Genomic DNA, 19,249 nt, shown 5'->3' on the forward strand with positions numbered 1-19,249 from the left:
TCCTCAGAGCGCAATGTGCGCGAAATAAACGTTATCTTTTCAGCATGGCGCGTATGTCCGCCAAGGCTGTGTTGCCGCGTACGGCTTTGACTTCGACGGGCGTGTCATCGTTGCCTTCCCAGGCGAGATCGTCCGGCGGCAGTTCGTCGAGGAACCGGCTCGGGAGGCAATCGATGATTTCGCCGTACTGCTTGCGCTTGGCCGCAAAGGTGAACGCCAGCGTCTGCCGCGCGCGGGTGATGCCCACGTAGGCCAGACGGCGCTCTTCTTCGATGGTGTCGGCTTCGATGCTGGAGCGGTGCGGGAGGATTTCCTCTTCCATGCCCATGATGAACACGTACGGAAATTCCAGACCCTTGGAGGCGTGCAGGGTCATCATCTGCACGCCTTCGGCGCCGTCTTCCTCTTCCTGCTGACGTTCGAGCATGTCGCGCAGGACCAGCTTGCCGATGGCCTCCTCGATGGTCATGCCGCCTTCTTCGTCCTTCTCCAGCGTGTTTTTCAGCGCCTCGATCAGGAACCACACGTTGCCCATGCGGTAGTCGGCGGCCTTGTCGCTGGAGCTGTTCTGACGAATCCAGTTTTCGTAATCAATGTCCATGACCATGCTGCGCAAAACGGCAATCGGGTCCTGCGTCGCGCATTGCTGGCGCACGCCGTCCATCCAGTGTTTGAAGCGTCTGAGGCGGTCGGTGAAGCGGGCGTCCAGATGCTCGCCCAGGCCGATCTCGTCGGTCGCGGCATACATCGACACCTTGCGCTCGGTGGAATAGTTGCCCAGCTTCTCAAGGGTGGTCGAGCCGATTTCCCGGCGCGGGACGTTGATCACGCGCAGGAAGGCGTTGTCGTCATCCGGGTTCACCAGCAGGCGGAAATAGGCCATCAGGTCTTTCACTTCCTGACGTCCGAAGAAGCTGTTGCCCCCGGACAGCCGATACGGAATCTGATGGTGCTGCAGCTTCAGCTCGATCAGCTTGGCCTGATAGTTACCGCGATAGAGGATCGCGAAGTCGCTGTACGGCCGGTCGGTGCGCAGGTGCAGGCTGAGAATTTCGATGGCCACGCGCTCGGCTTCGGCGTCTTCGTTCTTGCAACGAATCACACGGATTTCATCGCCGTGGCCCATCTCGCTCCAGAGCTGTTTCTCGAACGCGTGGGGGTTGTTGGCGATCAGCACGTTGGCGCAGCGCAGAATACGGCTGGTAGAGCGGTAGTTTTGCTCCAGCATTACCACTTTCAACGACGGGTAATCGTCCTTGAGCAGCATAAGGTTTTCCGGCCGCGCGCCGCGCCAGGCGTAGATCGACTGGTCGTCGTCACCCACAACGGTGAACTGGCAGCGCGTGCCGATGAGCATCTTCACCAGCAGGTACTGGCTGGCGTTGGTGTCCTGGTATTCGTCGACGAGGAGGTAGCGCACCTTGTGCTGCCACTTTTCCAGAATGTCGGCGTGCTCTTCGAACAGCTTCACTGGCAGCAGAATCAGGTCGTCGAAATCCACCGCGTTGTACGCCTTGAGCGTGCGCTGGTAGTGGCTGTAGACGATGGCGGCGGTCTGTTCCTTGGGGTTGCGCGAATTGGCGAGGGCTTCGGGCGGCAGAATCAGTTCGTTTTTCCAGGCGCCGATCATGTTCTTGATCTCGTCGACGCCGTCGTCGCCCGAGTATTCCTTCTGCATGATGTCCGTCATCAGCGCCTTGACGTCGGTCTCGTCGAAGATCGAGAACCCGGGCTTGTACCCCAGACGGGCGTGTTCCTTGCGGATGATGTTCAGGCCCAGGTTGTGAAACGTCGAAACGGTCAGGCCGCGCCCTTCGCCGCTGCGCAGAAGGGTCCCGACGCGCTCCTTCATCTCCCGCGCCGCCTTGTTGGTAAAGGTCATGGCGACGATGTACTGGGCACGGATGCCGCAGTTCTGGATGAGGTGGGCAATCTTGCGTGTGATCACGCTGGTCTTGCCGGAGCCAGCGCCGGCGAGCACCAAAAGAGGGCCGCCGACGTAGTTCACGGCTTCCTGTTGCCGGGGATTGAGTCGGGACATGGGGAAAAGTGGGGTCGCTTTGAAAAGGGCGGGCATTTTAACAGGGTCAGCGGATTTCGCAGCCACCGTCCGACACTGTGATGCGCCGCGCTATCTATATTTCGCCGTTTTGTTACATTTGCCTACTGCGGATGATTATCGCGTTTGACGACCCTCATTCGGGGGTGCGCCAAGGTCTTTACGTTTGTGTGGGGAGTTAGCTTGTCTACGCCTGTCGAACCCTTGCGCTTGCTGCTTCTGGCGGACACGCCCGAATGGCCGGCATCGTTGCGCGAGTGCCTGGCGCCGCTCGTAGACGCCGCCGTCCTGGATTGCGCGTCGAGCTGGGACGCCGTTGGCGATCAAACAGACCTCGCAGCCCCTGGAATCCTTTTCACTACTGAAGCCCTTCAGCCCGCCGCCGGCCAATGCAACTGGCCCACCGTATTGCTTTTTGACACGGAGCCGGACGAAGAGCCCGTCGGCGTCAGTGACTGGCTGGTGCGCGATGCGCTCACTCCGCAGGCTTTGCGCCGTTGTCTGCGTCATGTGCGCGAACGGGGCGTGCTGGAAACCACGCTCAATCGCCTCGCCGAGCAAGACCCTCTCACCGGAATCGCCAACCGCCAGGGCTTTCAGACCCTGTTGGCCGCCCGGCTGGCCGAGTTCGACGGTCGAGGTCTGGCCCTTGGGCATCTGGACCTGGACAACTTCCGCCGCGCCAATGACGCGCTGGGTCACCAGGCAGGCGATCGACTGATCCTGCAAGTGGTGGCGCGGCTGAAAGGCCAACTGGAAGCGTGCGATCAACTGGCACGACTGGGCAGCGATGAATTCGCCCTTCTGATCGACACTCGACGTGCCCCTGAGCGGGCGGAGTCCATTGCCGAGCGCATCACCGAAGCCTTGTCCGAACCGTATTGGGTCGATGGCGAAAGCCTGTTGATCGGCTGCAGCCTGGGCATCGCCTATGCGCGCATCAATGGCGGCGCCGATCCCTTGATGTGGCATGCGCATATCGCCATGCAGCAGGCCAAAGGCACGCAGGGCTGCACGTTTCACGTCTTCAACGAACGCATCAACCGCAATGCCCGAAGCCTCGCCGACCTGGAAAGCGAGCTGCGCCGCGCCTTGCGTCGCGACGAGCTGGAGCTGCATTACCAACCGCGCCTGTGCCTGAACACCGGGCACATTCTGGGGCTTGAGGCACTGGTGCGCTGGCGCCACGCTGAACGTGGGCTGTTGCCGCCGAGTGAATTCGTGCCATTGGCCGAGCAGAGCGGGCTGATCGTGCCGCTAGGATACTGGGTCATCGCCCGTGCGCTCCGAGACATGCAGGCGTTGCGCGAGAAAGGCGTACCGCCGCTGCACATGGCGATCAACCTTTCATTCCGTCAATTCCAGGACAACCAGTTGCTCGCAACGCTCAGCCGATTGATTGCCGATCGCGGCATTGACGCGCAATGGCTGGAATTTGAACTGACCGAAACGGCGGTCATGCGCCGCAGTGACCTGGTCAGGCAGACCATGGACGCGCTGGGTCGCCTGGGGGTGCGCTTCTCGCTGGACGATTTCGGCACCGGGTTTTCATCCTTCGTGCACCTCAATAGCCTGCCGATCACGCTGCTGAAGATCGACAAGAGCTTTGTCGGTGAAATGGAGCAGCGCGAGGAAAACCGCAAGCTGGTCCACGCCATGATCAACCTGGCCCACAACCTCAGCCTCGAAGTGGTGGCCGAAGGTGTTGAAACCCCTGAGCAACTGGCCTTGCTGCGCAGCTTCAACTGCGATCAGGTCCAAGGGTTTCTCATCAGCCACCCGCTTGCGTTGCCAGAGCTGACGGAGTATCTGGCGATGCATCAGGTGCAGAGAAAGGGACTGCAGGGGACTTGAGGAGCCACGCACGGCCCTACAGGTCTGAGTTCGCCTACCCCATCACCACAACGCCCGTCGCCTCTTTGCGCAGCAGCCGCGCCGTCTTGCGCTCGAATGCCCAGGTCAGTGCGACCGCTGAGCAGAGCAGGCCGATCGCCAGTCCCCACCACACGCCCACCGCGCCCTGGTTCGCCAAAAACCCAAGGCCCCACGCCAACGGCGCGCCGACCACCCAGTAGCTCGCCAGCCCGATCAGGAACGTGGTTTTTGCGTCCTTGAAACCTCGAATGGCACCCATGGCAATGGTCTGCGTGCCGTCGAGAATCTCGAACCAGGCGGCGATGGCCAGCAGCTTCACCGCCAGCTCGACCACTCCCTGGTATTTCGGATCGTTGACGTCCACGAACAACCCGATGACGGCGTGGGGCGCGACCCAGAACAGAATGCCGAACGACAGCATCAGCAGCCCGCCAAAACCAATCCCCATGCGTCCGGCAGTGCGCGCCAGCAGCAGGTTTCCCGCCCCGTAGTGCAAGCCGATGCGCATGGTTACCGCGTAGGAAATCCCGACTGGAACCATGAACGCCATCGACACCGATTGAAGGGCGATCTGGTGCGCGGCCATCTGTGTGCTGCCCATGGCCCCCATGCAGAACGCCGCAAAGGTGAACAGCCCGACTTCCACCGCGTACGTGCCGCCAATGGGCAGGCCCAGGCGCCACAGCTCTTTCAGGCAGCTGCGCGAGAGTTTCATCAGTTCTTTGTGAAGGGGGTACGCCGCGTAGGCGCTGTGATAACGAATGTGAAGTGCGAGGGCCAGGGCCATGGCGTTGGTGACAATGGCCGTGACCAGGCCAATGCCCATCAGGCCCCAGTGCGGCAGGCCGAACAGTCCGTGGATAAAGGCGTAATTGAGCCCGAAGTTGAGCGCCACGCCCACCAGGCTGATCACCATCACGGGTGTGGCGCGCCCCAGCGCACTGGTGAATCCGCGCAGGGCCATGAAGCTCAGAAGGCCGGGCAGCGCCAATGGCAGCGTGATCAGGAATTCACTGGCCATGTGCACGTTGGCTTCATCTTGACCAAACTGCAGCAAAATCGGCTCGAGGTTCCACAGGATCAGCGCGGCAATCAGCGCCATGCCCCATGCCAGCCACAAACCGGCCTGGGTCAAGCGTGTGACGCCTGCGTGATCGTTCGCGCCCTTGCGGATGGCAACCAACGTGCCGACTGCGGCCATGACACCCACGCAGAAGAACGACACGAAGTTATAGCTCGCCGCACCCAGCCCGCCACCGGCCAGGGATTCCGGGCCCAGTTTGCCCATCATTACGGTGTCGGTGAACACCATCAGCATGTGCGCCATCTGCGAAGCAATCAGCGGCCCGGCCAGACGCAGGATGATCCACAGTTCTTTGAAGGCGTGCTGGTGCATGGTCTTTGCGCTCGGGTTACGGGTGTTGGCAGGCCGGTCATTGTGGGGATTCAGGCGGGGATGCACAAAGGGATAAATGCGATCTCTCGCATGAGTAAAACTCATCCTGATATTTCTTTAGTAGAGTGATCTCACCTGCCCGACTGCCTGAGGGATACCCGTCGATGTCACGCACCCTTCCGCCACTGTATGCCCTGCGCGCGTTTGAAGCCGCTGCGCGACACAGTTCGTTCACGCGTGCCGCTGAAGAGCTGTCGATCACCCAAAGCGCGGTCAGTCGGCATATCCGCACGCTCGAAGAGCATTTCGCCTGCCGTCTGTTTCGCCGCAACGGTCGCAATCTGCAGCTTACCGAGGCCGCGCGTGAGTTGCTGCCGGGCGTACGGGAAGGTTTTTTGGCCTTGGAGCGAGCCTGCAGCGCGTTGATGGCGGAGGAGGGCATCTTGCGCATGAAGGCTCCATCGACCCTGACCATGCGCTGGTTGCTGGCGCGGCTGAGTCGTTTCCGCCATCTGCAGGTGGGCAACGAAGTCCAGCTGACCAGCGCCTGGATGGACATCGACAGCGTCGACTTCACCCAGGAGCCATTCGATTGCGCGGTGTTGCTCAGCCATGGGCACTTCCCGCCGGAGTGGGAGGCGACCTACCTGTTCCCTGAGCTGCTGATTCCCGTGGGCGCGCCGACGCTGCTGGATGATGAGCCTTGGGATGCCGAGCGACTGGCTGGCGCCGAACTGTTGCATCCCACGCCCGACCGTCGCGACTGGCGCCGATGGCTGGAGCGCATGGATTTGTCTGACCGGGTCTCGCTCAAGGGAGGGCAGGTCTTCGACACGCTGGAGCTGGGCATGATTGCGGCGGCCCGGGGTTACGGCGTTTCCATGGGCGATCTGCTGATGGTGGCGGAGGATGTCGCCCAGGACCGACTGAGCCTGCCTTGGCGCACAGCGGTGGTCAGCGGGGAAAACTACTACCTTGTCTGGCCAAAGACTCGGCCGGGCGGCGAGCGTATGCGGCGGTTGAGTGACTTTTTGCAGGGCGAGGTGCAGGCGATGGAATTGCCGGACGTGACGATTCTGGAGTGAGCCGTAAAGCGCTCGGCCATCGAAAGCGGACGCAGGACAGCCAAAGAGGGGATTAATTCCGTCCTGAAACGATGTAGGACTCAAGTATTTCGTTTGTCCGCCGAAGGTGTATTGCAGAGCCGGTTCACCTCAATCGGCTCATCGATTCCCTCTATTAGAATTCGTCCGAATGGTGTTCCTGAGATCCAGGACGGCCCAGTCGTTCGGCAAGGAGCACCCATGCCTCAGCCTCGCGCCCGAATTGCCTCGCAACTCGGCATTGCCCTGGCCGTTATTCTGGCCGTCGTCATCAGCGGCAGCACGCTGTTTGCCCTGCGCTCACTGGACTCGGCAAACCTGGTCATCCGTGAGGAGCACATGAGCAGCGAAGCCCGGTTGCTCGCCGACCAGTTGAACACCTTCCACAGCACGTTGCGCGACAGCACCCTGCGTCTGAGCGGTCTGTTCGAGAAGCGTTTTTCGGCCGGCCTGAGCCTGCAGGGTGATCAGCAGATTGCGGTCGCGGGCGTGCAGACCCCTGCATTACTGCTCAACGGCAACGCGCTGAACAACGACTTCACTGAAGTCGACGACTTTAAAAACATGACGGCCGGCGTGGCGACGGTCTTCGTTCGCAGCGGCGACGACTTCGTGCGCGTCAGCACGTCCCTGAGCAAGCAGGACGGCTCGCGCGCCCTCGGCACCTCGCTGGATCACAAGCATCCGGCCTACGAAAAGCTGCTGGCCGGGCAGGGATACGTCGGTCGCGCGCTGTTGTTCGACCGTCTGTACATGACGCAGTACAGCCCGGTGCGTGACACCAGCGGCAAGGTCATCGCCGTGTTGTTCGTCGGCTTCGATTACACCGACGCGCAGAAGGCGCAGTTCGACAACCTGAAAAACTTCCGCATCGGTTCCACCGGTTCGCTGGCGTTGCTTGATGAGCAGAACAAATGGCTGGTGCCGCCTGCGGGCGTGAAGGACCTGGATCAGGCAAGCACCACGCTGGCCGAGTTCGCCAAGACGCCGAGCGTTGGGCGTTTCTGGCAGGACGCCGGTGAAGATTTCTACACCGTCGGCGAGAAATTTGCCGGCGGCCCGTGGACGGTTCTGGCGACGATGCCCAAGGATGAAATCAGCGCAGTGACCTGGAGCGTCGGCACGCAATTGGCCATTGGCAGCCTGCTGGCGATGTTGATCGCTGTCGGCGCCGCGATCTGGCTGTTGCGCAGCAAGCTACGGCCGCTGTCGGCGCTGGTCAGTCAGGCAGAAGCCCTCGGCGCAGGTGATCTGAGTGCACGTCTGAACATTTCCAGCCATGACGAAATTGGTCAGTTGGCAGGCAGCTTCAACACGATGGGCCAGGCGCTGGAAACCATGGTGTCCCACATTCGCACGGCCGCGCAGGAAGTCAGCACCCGTGCCAACGCACTGTCCGGCTTGTCGGGCGGCGCTTATGACGGAATGGAGCAGCAATCCGGCGAAATCACCAGCATGGCCGGTGCAGTGGAGGAGTTCAGCGCCACGGCCCTGACCATCGCCGACAACATGGGCACCACCGAACGCATGGCCCAGGGCAATGCCCAGCAGACGCGCATCGGTCGTACGTCCATGGAGGAGGCATCGGCCTCGCTGGAGCAAATTGCAGGCTCGCTGAGCAGCACCGCGACGGTGATCGATACCTTGGGCCAGCGCTCCCAGGAGATCGGCGGGATTGTCAGCGTCATCACCTCGATCGCCGAGCAGACCAACCTTCTGGCCCTCAACGCCGCGATTGAAGCCGCACGCGCAGGCGAGCAAGGCCGTGGTTTTGCAGTGGTAGCGGATGAGGTCCGCAGCCTTGCATCACGCACGCGCCAGGCCACCGATGAAATCTCCGGGATGATCAGCAGCATCCAGCAAGAGACCAGCAATGCTATCAGCACTATGCAGCAAGGCAACGCGCTGATGCAGGAAGGTCTCGCGCGCAACGCCAAAGTCGCAGCAGCGCTGGCCCAGATCGACGAACAAAGCCGCTCGGCCGGTGAACAATTCACGTCCATCACCACGGCTACCCAAGAGCAGAGCAACACCGCAACGCTGCTCAGCGCCAACCTGCAAAGCATCGCCCTGGCGAACAGCGAGCAACGCGAAGTCGTGTCGAACCTCGCGATCACCGCTCAAGAGCTGAACGCGGTCGCGTCTGACTTGCAGAAAGAAGTGGATCGGTTTCGGTGAGGCGGGAGAGCTGCCTAGGCGCTTGAGCAAACCCGCCTTGGCATACTTGCTCCATTCAATTGTCAGCACCGCGCTTCCTTTGGAGTAATTCGGTAGCGGCAGCCATGACATCCTCGTGCGAGTGCGTCGGCCCCGAGTCGTCCATGGCTTCACGCACCTTGGCCCTGAACCACTGATCGTAAGCGTCCGGGTGTGCACCGAGGCCAGCGGGTAGGCCGCCTTCGCGGACTACCCGAGTGAGCAAAATACGCACTGCATCGGAAATAGTGAGGCCAAAGTTGGCCAAGGTCTCCGATGCGTGGTTTTTAAGTGCCTAATCAATCCTCACATGCAGCATTGAAGTCTGGGTTGTCATGAGGGCTACTCCTGAAAAAGATCACTATGTATCTCATTTGAGATACGCATAACGAAGATCTTTAGTTCGACGAAGGCCGATACTGCAAAGCCTCAGCAATGTGGCATCGGGCGATTGCGTCCACCTTCTCCAGATCGGCCAGCGTACGCGCCACTTTCAGCAATCGGTGTGCAGCGCGCAGAGAGAGGTTCAGACGTTCACAAGCGTTCTCGAGCCAGGCTTCGTCTTCCGGCAACAGCGCGCAGTGCTGACGCAGTGCGGGCAGATCAAGGAATGCATTGGCGCAGCCCTGGCGTCGTTGTTGGCGCTGTCGGGCTTCGGATACCACCTCCGCTGCGCTGGCGCTTTCACCCTTGCAATCGTGCGTTGCCGCTAAAGACGTGGTTTCACGGGCGACCGTCAGATGCAGGTCAATCCGGTCAAGCAGCGGCCCGGACAGCTTGTTGCGGTAACGCTGAATCTGATCGGTTGAGCAACGGCAGCGCCCGGTTGGCTCGCCGTGATAACCGCACGGGCAGGGGTTCATCGCCGCCACCAGCTGAAAGCGCGCCGGAAAGCGCACCCGGTCCCGAGCGCGGGAAATGACGATGTGGCCGGATTCAAGGGGTTCGCGCAGGACCTCCAGTACCCGCCGATCAAATTCCGGAAGCTCGTCCAGAAACAGCACGCCGTGGTGCGCGAGGGTGATTTCGCCAGGTTGCGGGCGACTGCCACCGCCGACCAGCGCAGGACCCGACGCCGAGTGATGAGGCTGGCGGAAGGGGCGCTGGGGCCAACTGGTCAGCGGCGCGTGACTGGCGACCGATTGAATCGCCGCCACTTCCAACGCTTCGAGCTCATCCAGCGGCGGCAATAGCCCGGGCAAACGGCTCGCGAGCAGCGTTTTACCGGTGCCGGGAGGGCCGCTGAAAAGCAGGTTATGCGCGCCAGCCGCGGCCACCAGCAACGCGCGTTTGGCAGCGATCTGGCCTTGCACCTCACTCAAGTCGGGATAAGGCTGCGTCTGCAGGATCAGGCCATTGGATTTATAGGGCGAGATAACCGTGTGTCCATTCAGGTGCGACACCAGCTCCAGCAGATGACTGACCGCGATTACCTTCAGGCCTGACGCCAGACAAGCCTCCTCGGCATTCACCGCAGGCACGATCAGCGTATGGCCCGCTTCCCGCGCAGCAAGCGCCGCCGGGAGCACGCCTTGGACGGGCCGAATCGCCCCCGACAACGCCAGCTCCCCCAGACACTCAATGCCCTCCAGCGCAAGGGTCGGCACCTGCGCGCTGGCGGCGAGCAAGCCGAGGGCGATGGCAAGATCGAAGCGCTCGTATACAGATTAGTAAAGACGTATGGACATACCCCTGGAGACCAAATGTTTAAGGCGGTTGCGGGGTCTCCATCGATGTCCATAGGCGTCCGTGAAAAAGTCGCGGGGAATTTGGAAATATGTCCATAGGGGGAGGGTTGCACCTCGTTAAGGAGCTCCAAACGGTCACGCTGAAGAAACACGTACCGAACCCCCTGAAAACACGACGCGAAGCTGAGCACTGCTATGTCAAACCGCTCAGTGTTTGCTCAGATTCTAAAAAAACAATGCGGGCGCTTTGAGTGAGCTTTTTGAAGCCCCTGGAATTAATGACTGAATAGGTCACATGCTTAGAAAGCGTTTGTTCATGGAGTACGCAAAGCCAGATCAGGCTTGGAGGTCGAGTACTTTGAAAAAAATTTCACAGTGAGAACGGCGAGGGGCTGTGTTTAATAGCTCATTGGTTTAGCCAATAACGGTCGACGGTGGCGCGACTGACGCCTAGTTTACGAACCACCTCCATCTTCGCGAACCCTGCGACCTGAAGCGCTTGAATTGCCGAACGATTATCGTCCGCCCTTTTTCCGCGTACCCCGCGAATCGCCCGATGATTGGGCACATTGCTAAGCAGCCCAGCTTCAACCAATCGGGTTAAATCACTTTCTTGCTGGTGCCGATATGCTTTCAAGTCGATGCCCAGCAGCCGTGCCTCCACAGCCATAAGCAGCAAGCTTTGAGAGACACCGAGGCACTCGCATAAACAATTGAACCTGAGAACAGAAATGGCCTGGCGCCCTTGCTCGACCTTGGCAAGATGATCTCGATTAAGGACATGGGCACAGCCCTCTCGACTGAGCCCGGCCGCAACTCGGACCTCCCTTATCACCTGCCCTAAAGCCTCCAGATAACCCATCTCTCTTCCGTGTACTCACAAAAGAAAGCATAAAGCCACGCTTTGACGCCTCACATCGTGGGGGTATACCATTCAGTCGTGGCGAGCGCCCTTGGCGGGTTCGTCCTTGCGCAATCTAGAAGCGTCCTGCCGATACCCAATGTTTTTCTACTGCTGATATAGAGTGGCACCGACTGAATCGGGAATGGTTTAACAATTGATTTACGTACTTGACCCTGCAGAACGGACAGTATTCACCCAGACTCATTTGAGTTAGAAGGTATGAGCTTTCTAATCACCATTACCTCTGTCCTAACTGGAATGTGCGATCGCGCCGCAATGGTTGGCTGCGCGTATGAGCTTCAGCTCTACATGACTACCGCTTCTGGTGTGGAGATCAACCGTGTGCAGATGCTGTGTCCCCCGAATCTAACCCGCTCTGGCAAATGGAGCTTAGAAGACCTGGACCAGATCATTTGCTTCCAAGGCGTAGCAACTCAAGAAAGCGCTGTTGTGTATCGTACCTCGGGAGGGGTTTACAAAATGGGAGAGCTGGACCTTCGAAAGAAGAAGACATCTCAGGTTTGGTTCTCGAAAAAACGTCTAGAAAACCATCGGCCGAGAATCTCAGAGGCGGTTCCCCAGTCTGGCAGTGCCCAGATGTACGCCCCCCTCTACCTGAGGCGCAGGTCGTCAATCAGGTTCCCATTCGCATAGCTCATTCCGCGAGACCTTTTAGATGTCCGATTTCGAACGCGCCGTCGAAGCCCTATCGAATGCTCGCGAGGCCGTAGTATTTACGGGGGCAGGTATCTCAGCTGAAAGTGGTATTCCCACTTACAGTGATCCATTGACGGGGATCTGGGCTCGGCAGGACCCGCAAACATTGGAAACGGCAAGGGCGTTTCGCGAAAACTCTCCTCTTATATGGGGTTGGTACTTATGGCGACGCCACCAAGCCGCGAAAGCGAGTCCCAATGCTGCGCATCTAGCGTTGAGTCAACTGGCCGGCTCTGGGCGTAAAGTCTCCGTGATCACTCAGAACATTGACGACCTACATGAACGAGCCGGATCGGTGGGTGTACTGCACCTGCACGGCAACCTCGGTACGCCAAAATGCTTTGCGTGCCACCGACCAGCAGAGATACCTCCGCCACCATCGACTTTTCCAGCCGATGGAGCACTAGTCGAACCACCGCGCTGTGAGAGATGCAAAGGAAAGCTTCGCCCTGGGGTTGTTTGGTATGGCGAAGACTTGCCGTTGAACGTTTGGAAATCGGCGATTGCACGAGTGAAAAGCTGTGACGTGCTGATATCTGTGGGTACATCTGGGATCGTAACCCCTGCGGCGGACATCCCTAGGCTTGCGCTGTCGTCTGGTGCAACAGTAATTCAGATCAATACGGCCGATGTCAGCACCGGCATGCAGAATGAAGTGATGCTGATCGGGAAAGCGACCGAAGTCCTCACGAAGCTTTGTGCCCTAATACCTCCTCAGGCACAAACACGTTGAGCGGTATCTTCGAGTGAATACGCAGGGATGCGGGGGTCGGAGACTGCCGGTGCTTATACGGATCTGGTTATCCATGCAAAATGCCACATACTTCATCGCTTGCGGCATTCAAGGTACTGCTCAGGCCATTTTTTAACACCTCTTTCGGCTGCATTCCACCGAGGTAGGACAAAAACTCAAAGAGGTGCAGGCTGAGATGACTATGCCGAGTGAACGCACGCGAAGTGTGATCCAAACAGAATCGTTTTTGCGAGAGTTGTCAAAGAGCGCCCTCATCCCTGATGAGTTTCGTAATGAAGCGAAGCGCCTCCTGCGGCATTACCCTGAATCGTCGTTTGTCCTATTCGCTGGCAAGATGGATGACATTATTCAAAGCGCAGGACCCGGAGATCCTAGGCGGGAATTAGCTATCAGCGGCTATCACCCTATGTTCACTGCGGACATAAAACCCTAGGCAAGGTCTGCAGTTGTAATGCAGACGCGCTTGTCGATCATCTTGTTGGCTTTGTAGCTCCCGATAGGATATGTCGTAGAGCGCTCAAGCATCGAATGGCCATTGCTTCGACTAGGTTTGGTTGTCACATTGCGGCCGCGACTGTCAGCTTGTAGCCTAACTCTGCCGATGCTGACCGGCAGCATTGGGTCGGAAGCGGCCGGCCCCGACGGGCAGCTATCGACCCAAAGCAATTATCCGGTGAATGATGAGATCGACACCAAAAGAACTTAACCGGTTGCAGCTCACGGCTCCAGCAACTGCATCAGCTGTCCAACAACAATGGTTTCGACGGCACCTTCACTAGTATCCACCTCAAAAGCAGCGCAGCAAGCCGATGTGTCGCCGGCACAGGTATGGTAGACAGCGATGACGCTGCCTGGCCCACAGCCTGTGTGCCCACATAGGGAATATCCCCCTTCAATTGAACCCTGCATGACGCCAAGGCCATAGCCCGGAGTAATCCATGGACGCCCTGGAATCGGGCCGCCTAATGCTCGTGCTGTCTGCATTTCTTGGAGCAAGCTTGTGGAGAGCAGGTCTCCACGGAGGAGTCGATCCAGAAATAGCGCTGCTTGCGAAATTGGGCCGATCAACAGTCCGTGATAAACCCACGCGGGGTCATAATTTAAGGTGCTTCCAAGGTAGGTCGTTTTTAAATCAGCTCGAGTTTTAGCAAAGCGAACGTTCAACAAGCCCAAAGGAGAAAGTACCCTTTGGGTCACCGCATCATCGAGTGTCAGATCAGTTAGCTGTTCAATCAGCCTGCCAATAAGCAGGTAGCCAACATTTGAGTAACGCCAACCGGTTCCGGGGTTGTATCGAAGTCGAGCACCGTCAAGGCGTTGGATCATTTCCTCTGCCGACCAGGCTGGCTCATTGTTCGTAACAGCAGCGTGATACTGCGCAAGCTCACCGTAGTCGGCCAGACCTGCCTCATGCCGCAGTAACTGACGTAACGTGTAAGGCTGATCAAGAATTGGGTCATCCAGTCCGATGAGCCCATCACGCACTAACGATAGGGCTGTCGAAGCCAAGACTGTTTTCGTAACACTCCACCAGGGAGCCGTCAGTTCTAATCGGTCAGGCGTTTGTGGCTGACCATTTGATACGAGTGAACAGAGCATTGGCATCCTTGGTGTTGTACGGATCGACAGCTAGACAAGATATCCCATTCACTCTTCTTCGCCAGAGTAAAACGTCAGCTGTCTGCACGTCCTAAACGACTGCTTTTGGCCGAAAACTGCCGTACAGGGCAGACTGCTTTCGGCCAGAAGCAGACCTTCAACCGGCCGAGTTTCGTCACGATGAGAACATCACCTGCTTGCTTACTTCCAAGCAGATCCAAACCCTGGGCGTGCAATGTCGACAACGCTGCGAGTAACAGCTTCTTCGACTACCCTACTCACCTGAAAGGTAAACCCAGATATCCACCTGGGCACGGTACCTTCAGCACACAAACGAGCATGGATCCATACAAGTTAATTCATTTAATAGGACAGGTTACATAATGGACGAAGAACGATTTGTGTTTGAAGCGCTAACCCGATTCAACTACTTCCCGAATCAAAAGCAGGGCGTTGGCGAGATTCCACCGATCTTCAATTCTAGACGATTCACACCCGAAGTGGTACTTCGAATCATTCAGGAGCCAGACGCATGCGATGAACGTGCAAAGGACCCAGAGAGCAATAAGACAGGAAGGCCTTCAAAGGGCTTTGATTTTGTTGAATATGCGTCCACTAGGTACAACAACGTGCCCAGACTTCTAGGAATTCCCCATCCGCAGGCGTACGGGCGGCTTGCAAAATGTATCTCTGAAAACTGGGAGCACATGCGGGGAATCTGCGATAACGAAAGTAGCAAAATCAAACCATACTTTCATGTTGACAAACGGTTGGTAGTGATGAACTACGACAGCTTTCGAGAGAAAGTTCTGGAGAAAAGCCAGACATCATTCGGCAAGCGTTACTTGGTGAATACGGATGTTGCAAGCTGCTTTAACTCTGTTTATACGCATGCTATTGAATGGGCGGGAATGGGTGAGGAAGAAGCTAAAAGACAGCTTAGGGTTAAGGACAACGGCAACAAGCATTGGTCTAAAGATTTGGATAAGTGGCAAAGGAATACACGACGCCTTGAAACTCAGGGCATTACAATCGGGCCGGCGACATCGACAGTCATCGTCGAACTCATACTAGGTGTAGTAGACGAGAGACTACGTGAAGAAGAATATGAATTTGTCCGATATGTTGATGACTATGTGTGCTATTGCAAAGATTCATCGGAGGCCGAACGCTTTTTGCAAAAGCTTGCCAGTGAGTTGAAAAAGTTCAAATTCTCATTAAATCTATCGAAAACCAAAGTCGAACCATTGCCCGCTGCAATACAAACCGACTGGGTAGCAAAACTTCATGCCGCACTCCCTCAAAAAGTTGGCGAAGGCAAGAAGTACGACACGGATGATACGATACACTTTTTAGAGTATGCGATTTCATTAAACAATCAAACACCGGATGGCAGTGTATTAAAATACGCCATGCAGCAACTAATCCACTTGCTTGATGGTGATTGGATCAGAGTCACCACTGACTATGTGACAAACTTGTGTTGGCATTATCCGCTACTACTGCCCTATTTGGGTATGATCTTCGAAAAACATGAGGTTCAACACTCTGACTACGAAGAAAGGCTGAACCAAATCATAATCGAAAACTCAAAAAATGGGCGCTCGGATGGAATGTGCTGGCCTCTATACTTCATCAGCAAACATGGGCTGACTCTTAACACGTTAGCTGAGGCGGCGGTTATCAACTCTCAAGACTGCCTGTCAATGTGTATATTGATGCATATAACAGGCTGGACAGAGAACCTACAACTAGCATTCGAAACCCTAAGTGAACTTGATGTGTATCAAAGAGATCGGCAGTGGGTATTCCTCTATCAAGCTTTTATTAAGGGGTACATACCCAACCCCTACAAATCGCCCGTTTTCGAAATCATGAGAGAAATGGACGTTGACTTCATGCCATCAGAAGGAAATGAAAGCCTAGCTGAATCCTATTGCACCCATCTGGAATTTGCAGATTCGTTTGAGCCAGAGCATGGGCCATATACATTCGAAGAATTCCTACAACGGAGTCATGCTTGAAATTACTTAATTTTTAAAGCCATAACAGATTGGAATTAGCCGCTACAGGTCATGGCTGATCGTCTCCTTTTGGCCGATTTCTGCTCGTGGTGAGAGGCAGAAACCGGCCATAAGCGGACGCCCTACAATGCCGCTAACGGCCATAAGCAGTCAGTCGGGAATGGCCACGAAACCATGGGTGGTTCATCCCTCGATTTTACCCAATATATCTTCCGCCTTTTCTACGTTCAAAACTCGCACCATGGACATCCCAAAACCTAATGGAAAAATTGGATTAGATGGGTCTATAGAGATGAAGTGTTCGAGTAAAGCCATGGCGGACTGTATATATCGGTATACGTGCTCCGCGAATAGCTCTTCCTGTATTGCATCCGTATTACTTGACTTGCTGTGTATAATTTCGTTTCTTAAGCGCTCAAGACTCTTGAAGTCAGACCAGAAATTTTCTGATTGAGGTGGCGAACACTTCAGTATTGGTGGCAATATGGACGCCACCTTTTCAGAAGTTGATATCCATCGTTCTATCTGCTCTTTACTATAATGCTCAGTAGATCTGCTCGTGGTTTTTTTGTATGTGTATGTATCAGGAATTACCGCATTGCAAAACGACTCCACTGCCTTGTATGCAAATATCGTCGCCACTTGAATACTCTCAAGATAATCATAGGCGAGGCTTACATTGCGGTCATATATAGAATCGGTGAATTCCGATAGCCGATCGAGATCCACTTTGATTTTTTGGGCTTGCTGCAAAGCCTTGGTTGCGACGCTTATGGCTAAAGTAATCTCATTGGGGAGCGCCAATGTTATTGTATTTGAACCAATTTTTGGTTTGATTATTTTTTGAAAAAAAGCTGTTTTGTTCGTGGATGTCTCGTGAATGCCAATTGGTTTATTTGCACGTCTGTCAGGTGCTGGCACAATTTCAGAAAGATCGTCTGCATTGTTCATGTGATGAACGCAAATCAACTGAGTATGAAGCTTTAACAATTTTTACTCCAATATCTAGATAATTTCACGGAAGATGAGCCCTAGACGATATTCGAACAACTGCTACTAATCGAAGACAGCAGCGTATACTTATAGGAATTCAACTTTTCGGATTTCACACTCGGCTAGCACTTTTTCCAGCCATGTCTCATACCAGTACCATGTATTCATGACGGTAACACCAAAACCTTTGCCTTGTTTTTTTGCCTCGTTGGTTTGCCACATCTGAGTATGATGCATCATATTGAATTTTGGATAGCCAGCGCTCTTAACTTTTTCGACAATTTTTGAAGGCAGATATTTAGGGCGCTCGGTCTCTTTTATTTGAATATACTTGGTATTCATTCCTTGAGCCATTTCAGATCCTGGCTTGATAAATTCAATCACCTGATCCGCCTGGCCTTTATGATTTGCGGTTTTAGGAACAAAGAAAACACGGTAAGAAAATTTTGGATCATTGAATTCTTCATCGGTTAAAGCCAGGTCAAATGAAGTTATATAGGCTCGAATATTTTCAGGGAGGCCGTCTGCTTGGGATAACCTGTCAACTTGATCCTTGTTCAAAGAAGAGAACTGAAGGCTAAAAGATAAATGTTTATCTATGCCAAGGCTGGCGCCAAATAAAGATTTTATGAGTTCGTTATAATTTAGGCAGCAGGCCTGAAATCTAGCGCTTAAGAACTGATCAATCTTCGTTGTCATTTGGTGTTCGATTTCATGCCTCAAACCGATCAGAAATCGAAGATTGTTAGCGGCGCTCAAGGCTACCGGCGATTCAGGTTGATTCAAACATTTCTCGAGTTCCCAATGCTTTACAGCACCTTTAGCAGTTTTGTGAAATCGCTTTCGCGCACCTTCTATCTTGAAGTATCGATATTCAACTCCATTTTTTCGATAAAATGCGTGCAGGAGATAAGTCCAAGATATCATCATCAAAACAATAAATATTTCCGACTTGAAGGTGAGCGCAGGGTTATTGAATATCTGCACAGAGGCGAGGGCCGCCTCCCTGGATTTCTTGATAAGCTCGTCAGCTACAGAGCCAACCGATCGTACTCTCTTCTCCGCCGCCATTCTGATCATCCTTGCAGTTAACGATATTTATGCGCGCTTACTAAGAATGGCCATCGTGCGGGCTCGGAATGGTCCTACTCTTCCTTTAAACAATAGCGACAGATGGTCGGAAATCCAGTCTGGGCAAGCGATTAACTGCATTTTGCTCTCATCCCGCTCTGACACTATGCCCAACGTGGGTGTAAAAGCGGAATACTTGCCTCTGAACAGCTTTCAAACGTTGCTGTCGTGGTAGCAACAAAACTTCTCCCCGGGAGCGTCCGCTTCTGGCCGAAACCAGCCTCATGACTTCGCATGAACTTCTCGGATTGGCTTTAGGACCAGCGATCCATCGGCCAACTCAATCCTCAACGAGTCACCGAGACCGATGTTCAGTGCTTTGAGGACGTCCGGATGGAGATCGATGATGACGTCACCGCTGCCATCCCCTAGATCCTGGCAAACCACTGTTGTTTGAATTGCCTCACTCATCGGACGCTCGCTCCATTCTCGGTTGAGGTGCTCAGACGATATCCTACGCGCAGGATTTGCGACTGGCACCTAATGGCCGATAGCTGCCGTTCCGCACGGAGGAACGGTTCACCCCCCGAGGCTCTGGATCAAAACCGCAGCCAAACAGTGCTCATTTTCTACGGGTAAATAATGAACCTTGTTTATGCATCTCCTTCCGAGATCTGCAAAACCTGTCTCATGCCTTGGTAGGCCAATTATTGGTGATAACGTATTTCTTACACTGGCAAGTAAAGGCCAGCCTAGCCAGCTAGCCTGATTGATTGCGGGCAAACCTGCTCTGTCTCAGATGACCGCGTCGACCTCTGGAAGAACGTCTCTCGGCATGAACAGCGAAAAAGTTGTGCCGTGGCCTTCCTG

13 protein-coding genes and 3 pseudogenes are annotated in these 19,249 nt (G+C 55.5%); 7 read left to right on the forward strand and 9 right to left on the reverse strand.

Annotated features, from left to right (window positions below; translation table 11 throughout):
• Window positions 1-31: 31 nt before the first annotated feature.
• Window positions 32-2,041 carry a DNA helicase Rep gene (gene rep / locus BBI10_RS09400; RefSeq protein WP_065988255.1) on the reverse strand — a complete coding sequence of 670 codons (2,010 nt, stop codon included), beginning with the start codon at window positions 2,039-2,041 and terminating at the stop codon, window positions 32-34.
• Between the two features lie 201 nt (window positions 2,042-2,242).
• Between rep and BBI10_RS09405 the strand changes: the two genes are divergently transcribed.
• Complete coding sequence (locus BBI10_RS09405; protein ID WP_065988256.1) at window positions 2,243-3,913, forward strand: putative bifunctional diguanylate cyclase/phosphodiesterase; 1,671 nt, start codon at window positions 2,243-2,245, stop codon at window positions 3,911-3,913.
• Between the two features lie 34 nt (window positions 3,914-3,947).
• On the opposite strand, the gene BBI10_RS09410 is transcribed toward BBI10_RS09405, so the two are convergent.
• Window positions 3,948-5,330, reverse strand: coding sequence for a NorM family multidrug efflux MATE transporter (locus BBI10_RS09410; protein WP_065988257.1), 1,383 nt, complete (start codon window positions 5,328-5,330; stop codon window positions 3,948-3,950).
• Window positions 5,331-5,494: 164 nt separating this feature from the next.
• On the opposite strand from BBI10_RS09410, the gene BBI10_RS09415 reads away from it, so the two are divergent.
• The 3 genes and pseudogenes from BBI10_RS09415 (at window position 5,495) to BBI10_RS28565 (ending at window position 8,611) form a co-directional block, all read left to right on the forward strand.
• Entirely contained in the window at window positions 5,495-6,415 is a 921-nt protein-coding gene (locus BBI10_RS09415; RefSeq protein ID WP_065988258.1) for a LysR substrate-binding domain-containing protein, read from the forward strand.
• A gap of 219 nt (window positions 6,416-6,634) precedes the next feature.
• Window positions 6,635-7,756, forward strand: a pseudogene (locus BBI10_RS28560) (Cache 3/Cache 2 fusion domain-containing protein); the annotation flags it as partial.
• A gap of 132 nt (window positions 7,757-7,888) precedes the next feature.
• Complete coding sequence (locus tag BBI10_RS28565; RefSeq protein ID WP_432213745.1) at window positions 7,889-8,611, forward strand: methyl-accepting chemotaxis protein; 723 nt, start codon at window positions 7,889-7,891, stop codon at window positions 8,609-8,611.
• Window positions 8,612-8,666: 55 nt separating this feature from the next.
• Here BBI10_RS28565 and BBI10_RS28215 read toward each other — a convergent pair.
• The 3 genes and pseudogenes from BBI10_RS28215 to BBI10_RS09435 all read right to left on the reverse strand — a co-directional run.
• Window positions 8,667-8,909 (reverse strand): annotated as a pseudogene (locus BBI10_RS28215) (type II toxin-antitoxin system RelB/DinJ family antitoxin); the annotation flags it as partial.
• A 118-nt stretch (window positions 8,910-9,027) separates the two neighbouring features.
• Window positions 9,028-10,284 (reverse strand): annotated as a pseudogene (locus BBI10_RS09430) (YifB family Mg chelatase-like AAA ATPase); the annotation flags it as partial.
• 439 nt (window positions 10,285-10,723) lie between these two features.
• Window positions 10,724-11,179, reverse strand: a complete 456-nt coding sequence (locus BBI10_RS09435; protein WP_065988261.1) for a helix-turn-helix domain-containing protein — start codon at window positions 11,177-11,179, stop codon at window positions 10,724-10,726.
• 718 nt (window positions 11,180-11,897) lie between these two features.
• On the opposite strand from BBI10_RS09435, the gene BBI10_RS26545 reads away from it, so the two are divergent.
• Window positions 11,898-12,671 (forward strand): SIR2 family NAD-dependent protein deacylase, encoded by a 774-nt coding sequence (locus tag BBI10_RS26545; RefSeq protein ID WP_083233066.1) that lies wholly within the window; start codon window positions 11,898-11,900, stop codon window positions 12,669-12,671.
• 202 nt (window positions 12,672-12,873) lie between these two features.
• Window positions 12,874-13,125 (forward strand): BPSL0761 family protein, encoded by a 252-nt coding sequence (locus BBI10_RS28340; protein ID WP_347876463.1) that lies wholly within the window; start codon window positions 12,874-12,876, stop codon window positions 13,123-13,125.
• Between the two features lie 284 nt (window positions 13,126-13,409).
• Here the strand turns inward: BBI10_RS28340 and BBI10_RS09450 are convergent, their stop codons facing one another.
• Complete coding sequence (locus tag BBI10_RS09450) at window positions 13,410-14,291, reverse strand: serine hydrolase domain-containing protein (protein ID WP_065988264.1); 882 nt, start codon at window positions 14,289-14,291, stop codon at window positions 13,410-13,412.
• A 383-nt stretch (window positions 14,292-14,674) separates the two neighbouring features.
• On the opposite strand from BBI10_RS09450, the gene drt4 reads away from it, so the two are divergent.
• On the forward strand, window positions 14,675-16,315 hold the full coding sequence (gene drt4, locus BBI10_RS09455; RefSeq protein ID WP_065988265.1) for an antiviral reverse transcriptase Drt4: 1,641 nt from the start codon (window positions 14,675-14,677) through the stop codon (window positions 16,313-16,315).
• A gap of 183 nt (window positions 16,316-16,498) precedes the next feature.
• Here drt4 and BBI10_RS09460 read toward each other — a convergent pair whose 3' ends face one another.
• From BBI10_RS09460 to BBI10_RS09470, 3 genes are all read right to left on the reverse strand, one after another.
• Window positions 16,499-17,266 carry a hypothetical protein gene (locus BBI10_RS09460; protein ID WP_141695146.1) on the reverse strand — a complete coding sequence of 256 codons (768 nt, stop codon included), beginning with the start codon at window positions 17,264-17,266 and terminating at the stop codon, window positions 16,499-16,501.
• 129 nt (window positions 17,267-17,395) lie between these two features.
• Window positions 17,396-18,379 (reverse strand): DUF3644 domain-containing protein, encoded by a 984-nt coding sequence (locus BBI10_RS09465; protein ID WP_244160328.1) that lies wholly within the window; start codon window positions 18,377-18,379, stop codon window positions 17,396-17,398.
• 282 nt (window positions 18,380-18,661) lie between these two features.
• The gene (locus BBI10_RS09470; RefSeq protein WP_065988268.1) at window positions 18,662-18,850 is read right to left on the reverse strand and encodes an AbrB family transcriptional regulator; all 189 of its coding nucleotides are present in this window, start codon (window positions 18,848-18,850) and stop codon (window positions 18,662-18,664) included.
• Window positions 18,851-19,249 lie beyond the last annotated feature (399 nt).

Origin of the sequence: Pseudomonas graminis (assembly GCF_001705435.1) — a bacterium.
Taxonomy (GTDB): domain Bacteria; phylum Pseudomonadota; class Gammaproteobacteria; order Pseudomonadales; family Pseudomonadaceae; genus Aquipseudomonas; species Aquipseudomonas graminis_B.

Bases quoted from the DNA above. Each gene is read 5' to 3' on its own strand.
- rep (WP_065988255.1), bottom strand. From the start codon at position 2,041: ATGTCCCGACTCAATCCCCGGCAACAGGAAGCCGTGAACTACGTCGGC.
- BBI10_RS09410 (WP_065988257.1), bottom strand. From the start codon at position 5,330: ATGCACCAGCACGCCTTCAAAGAACTGTGGATCATCCTGCGTCTGGCC.
- BBI10_RS09415 (WP_065988258.1), top strand. From the start codon at position 5,495: ATGTCACGCACCCTTCCGCCACTGTATGCCCTGCGCGCGTTTGAAGCC.
- BBI10_RS28565 (WP_432213745.1), top strand. From the start codon at position 7,889: ATGGCCGGTGCAGTGGAGGAGTTCAGCGCCACGGCCCTGACCATCGCC.
- BBI10_RS09435 (WP_065988261.1), bottom strand. From the start codon at position 11,179: ATGGGTTATCTGGAGGCTTTAGGGCAGGTGATAAGGGAGGTCCGAGTT.
- BBI10_RS26545 (WP_083233066.1), top strand. From the start codon at position 11,898: ATGTCCGATTTCGAACGCGCCGTCGAAGCCCTATCGAATGCTCGCGAG.
- BBI10_RS28340 (WP_347876463.1), top strand. From the start codon at position 12,874: ATGCCGAGTGAACGCACGCGAAGTGTGATCCAAACAGAATCGTTTTTG.
- BBI10_RS09450 (WP_065988264.1), bottom strand. From the start codon at position 14,291: ATGCTCTGTTCACTCGTATCAAATGGTCAGCCACAAACGCCTGACCGA.
- drt4 (WP_065988265.1), top strand. From the start codon at position 14,675: ATGGACGAAGAACGATTTGTGTTTGAAGCGCTAACCCGATTCAACTAC.
- BBI10_RS09460 (WP_141695146.1), bottom strand. From the start codon at position 17,266: ATGAACAATGCAGACGATCTTTCTGAAATTGTGCCAGCACCTGACAGA.
- BBI10_RS09465 (WP_244160328.1), bottom strand. From the start codon at position 18,379: ATGGCGGCGGAGAAGAGAGTACGATCGGTTGGCTCTGTAGCTGACGAG.
- BBI10_RS09470 (WP_065988268.1), bottom strand. From the start codon at position 18,850: ATGAGTGAGGCAATTCAAACAACAGTGGTTTGCCAGGATCTAGGGGAT.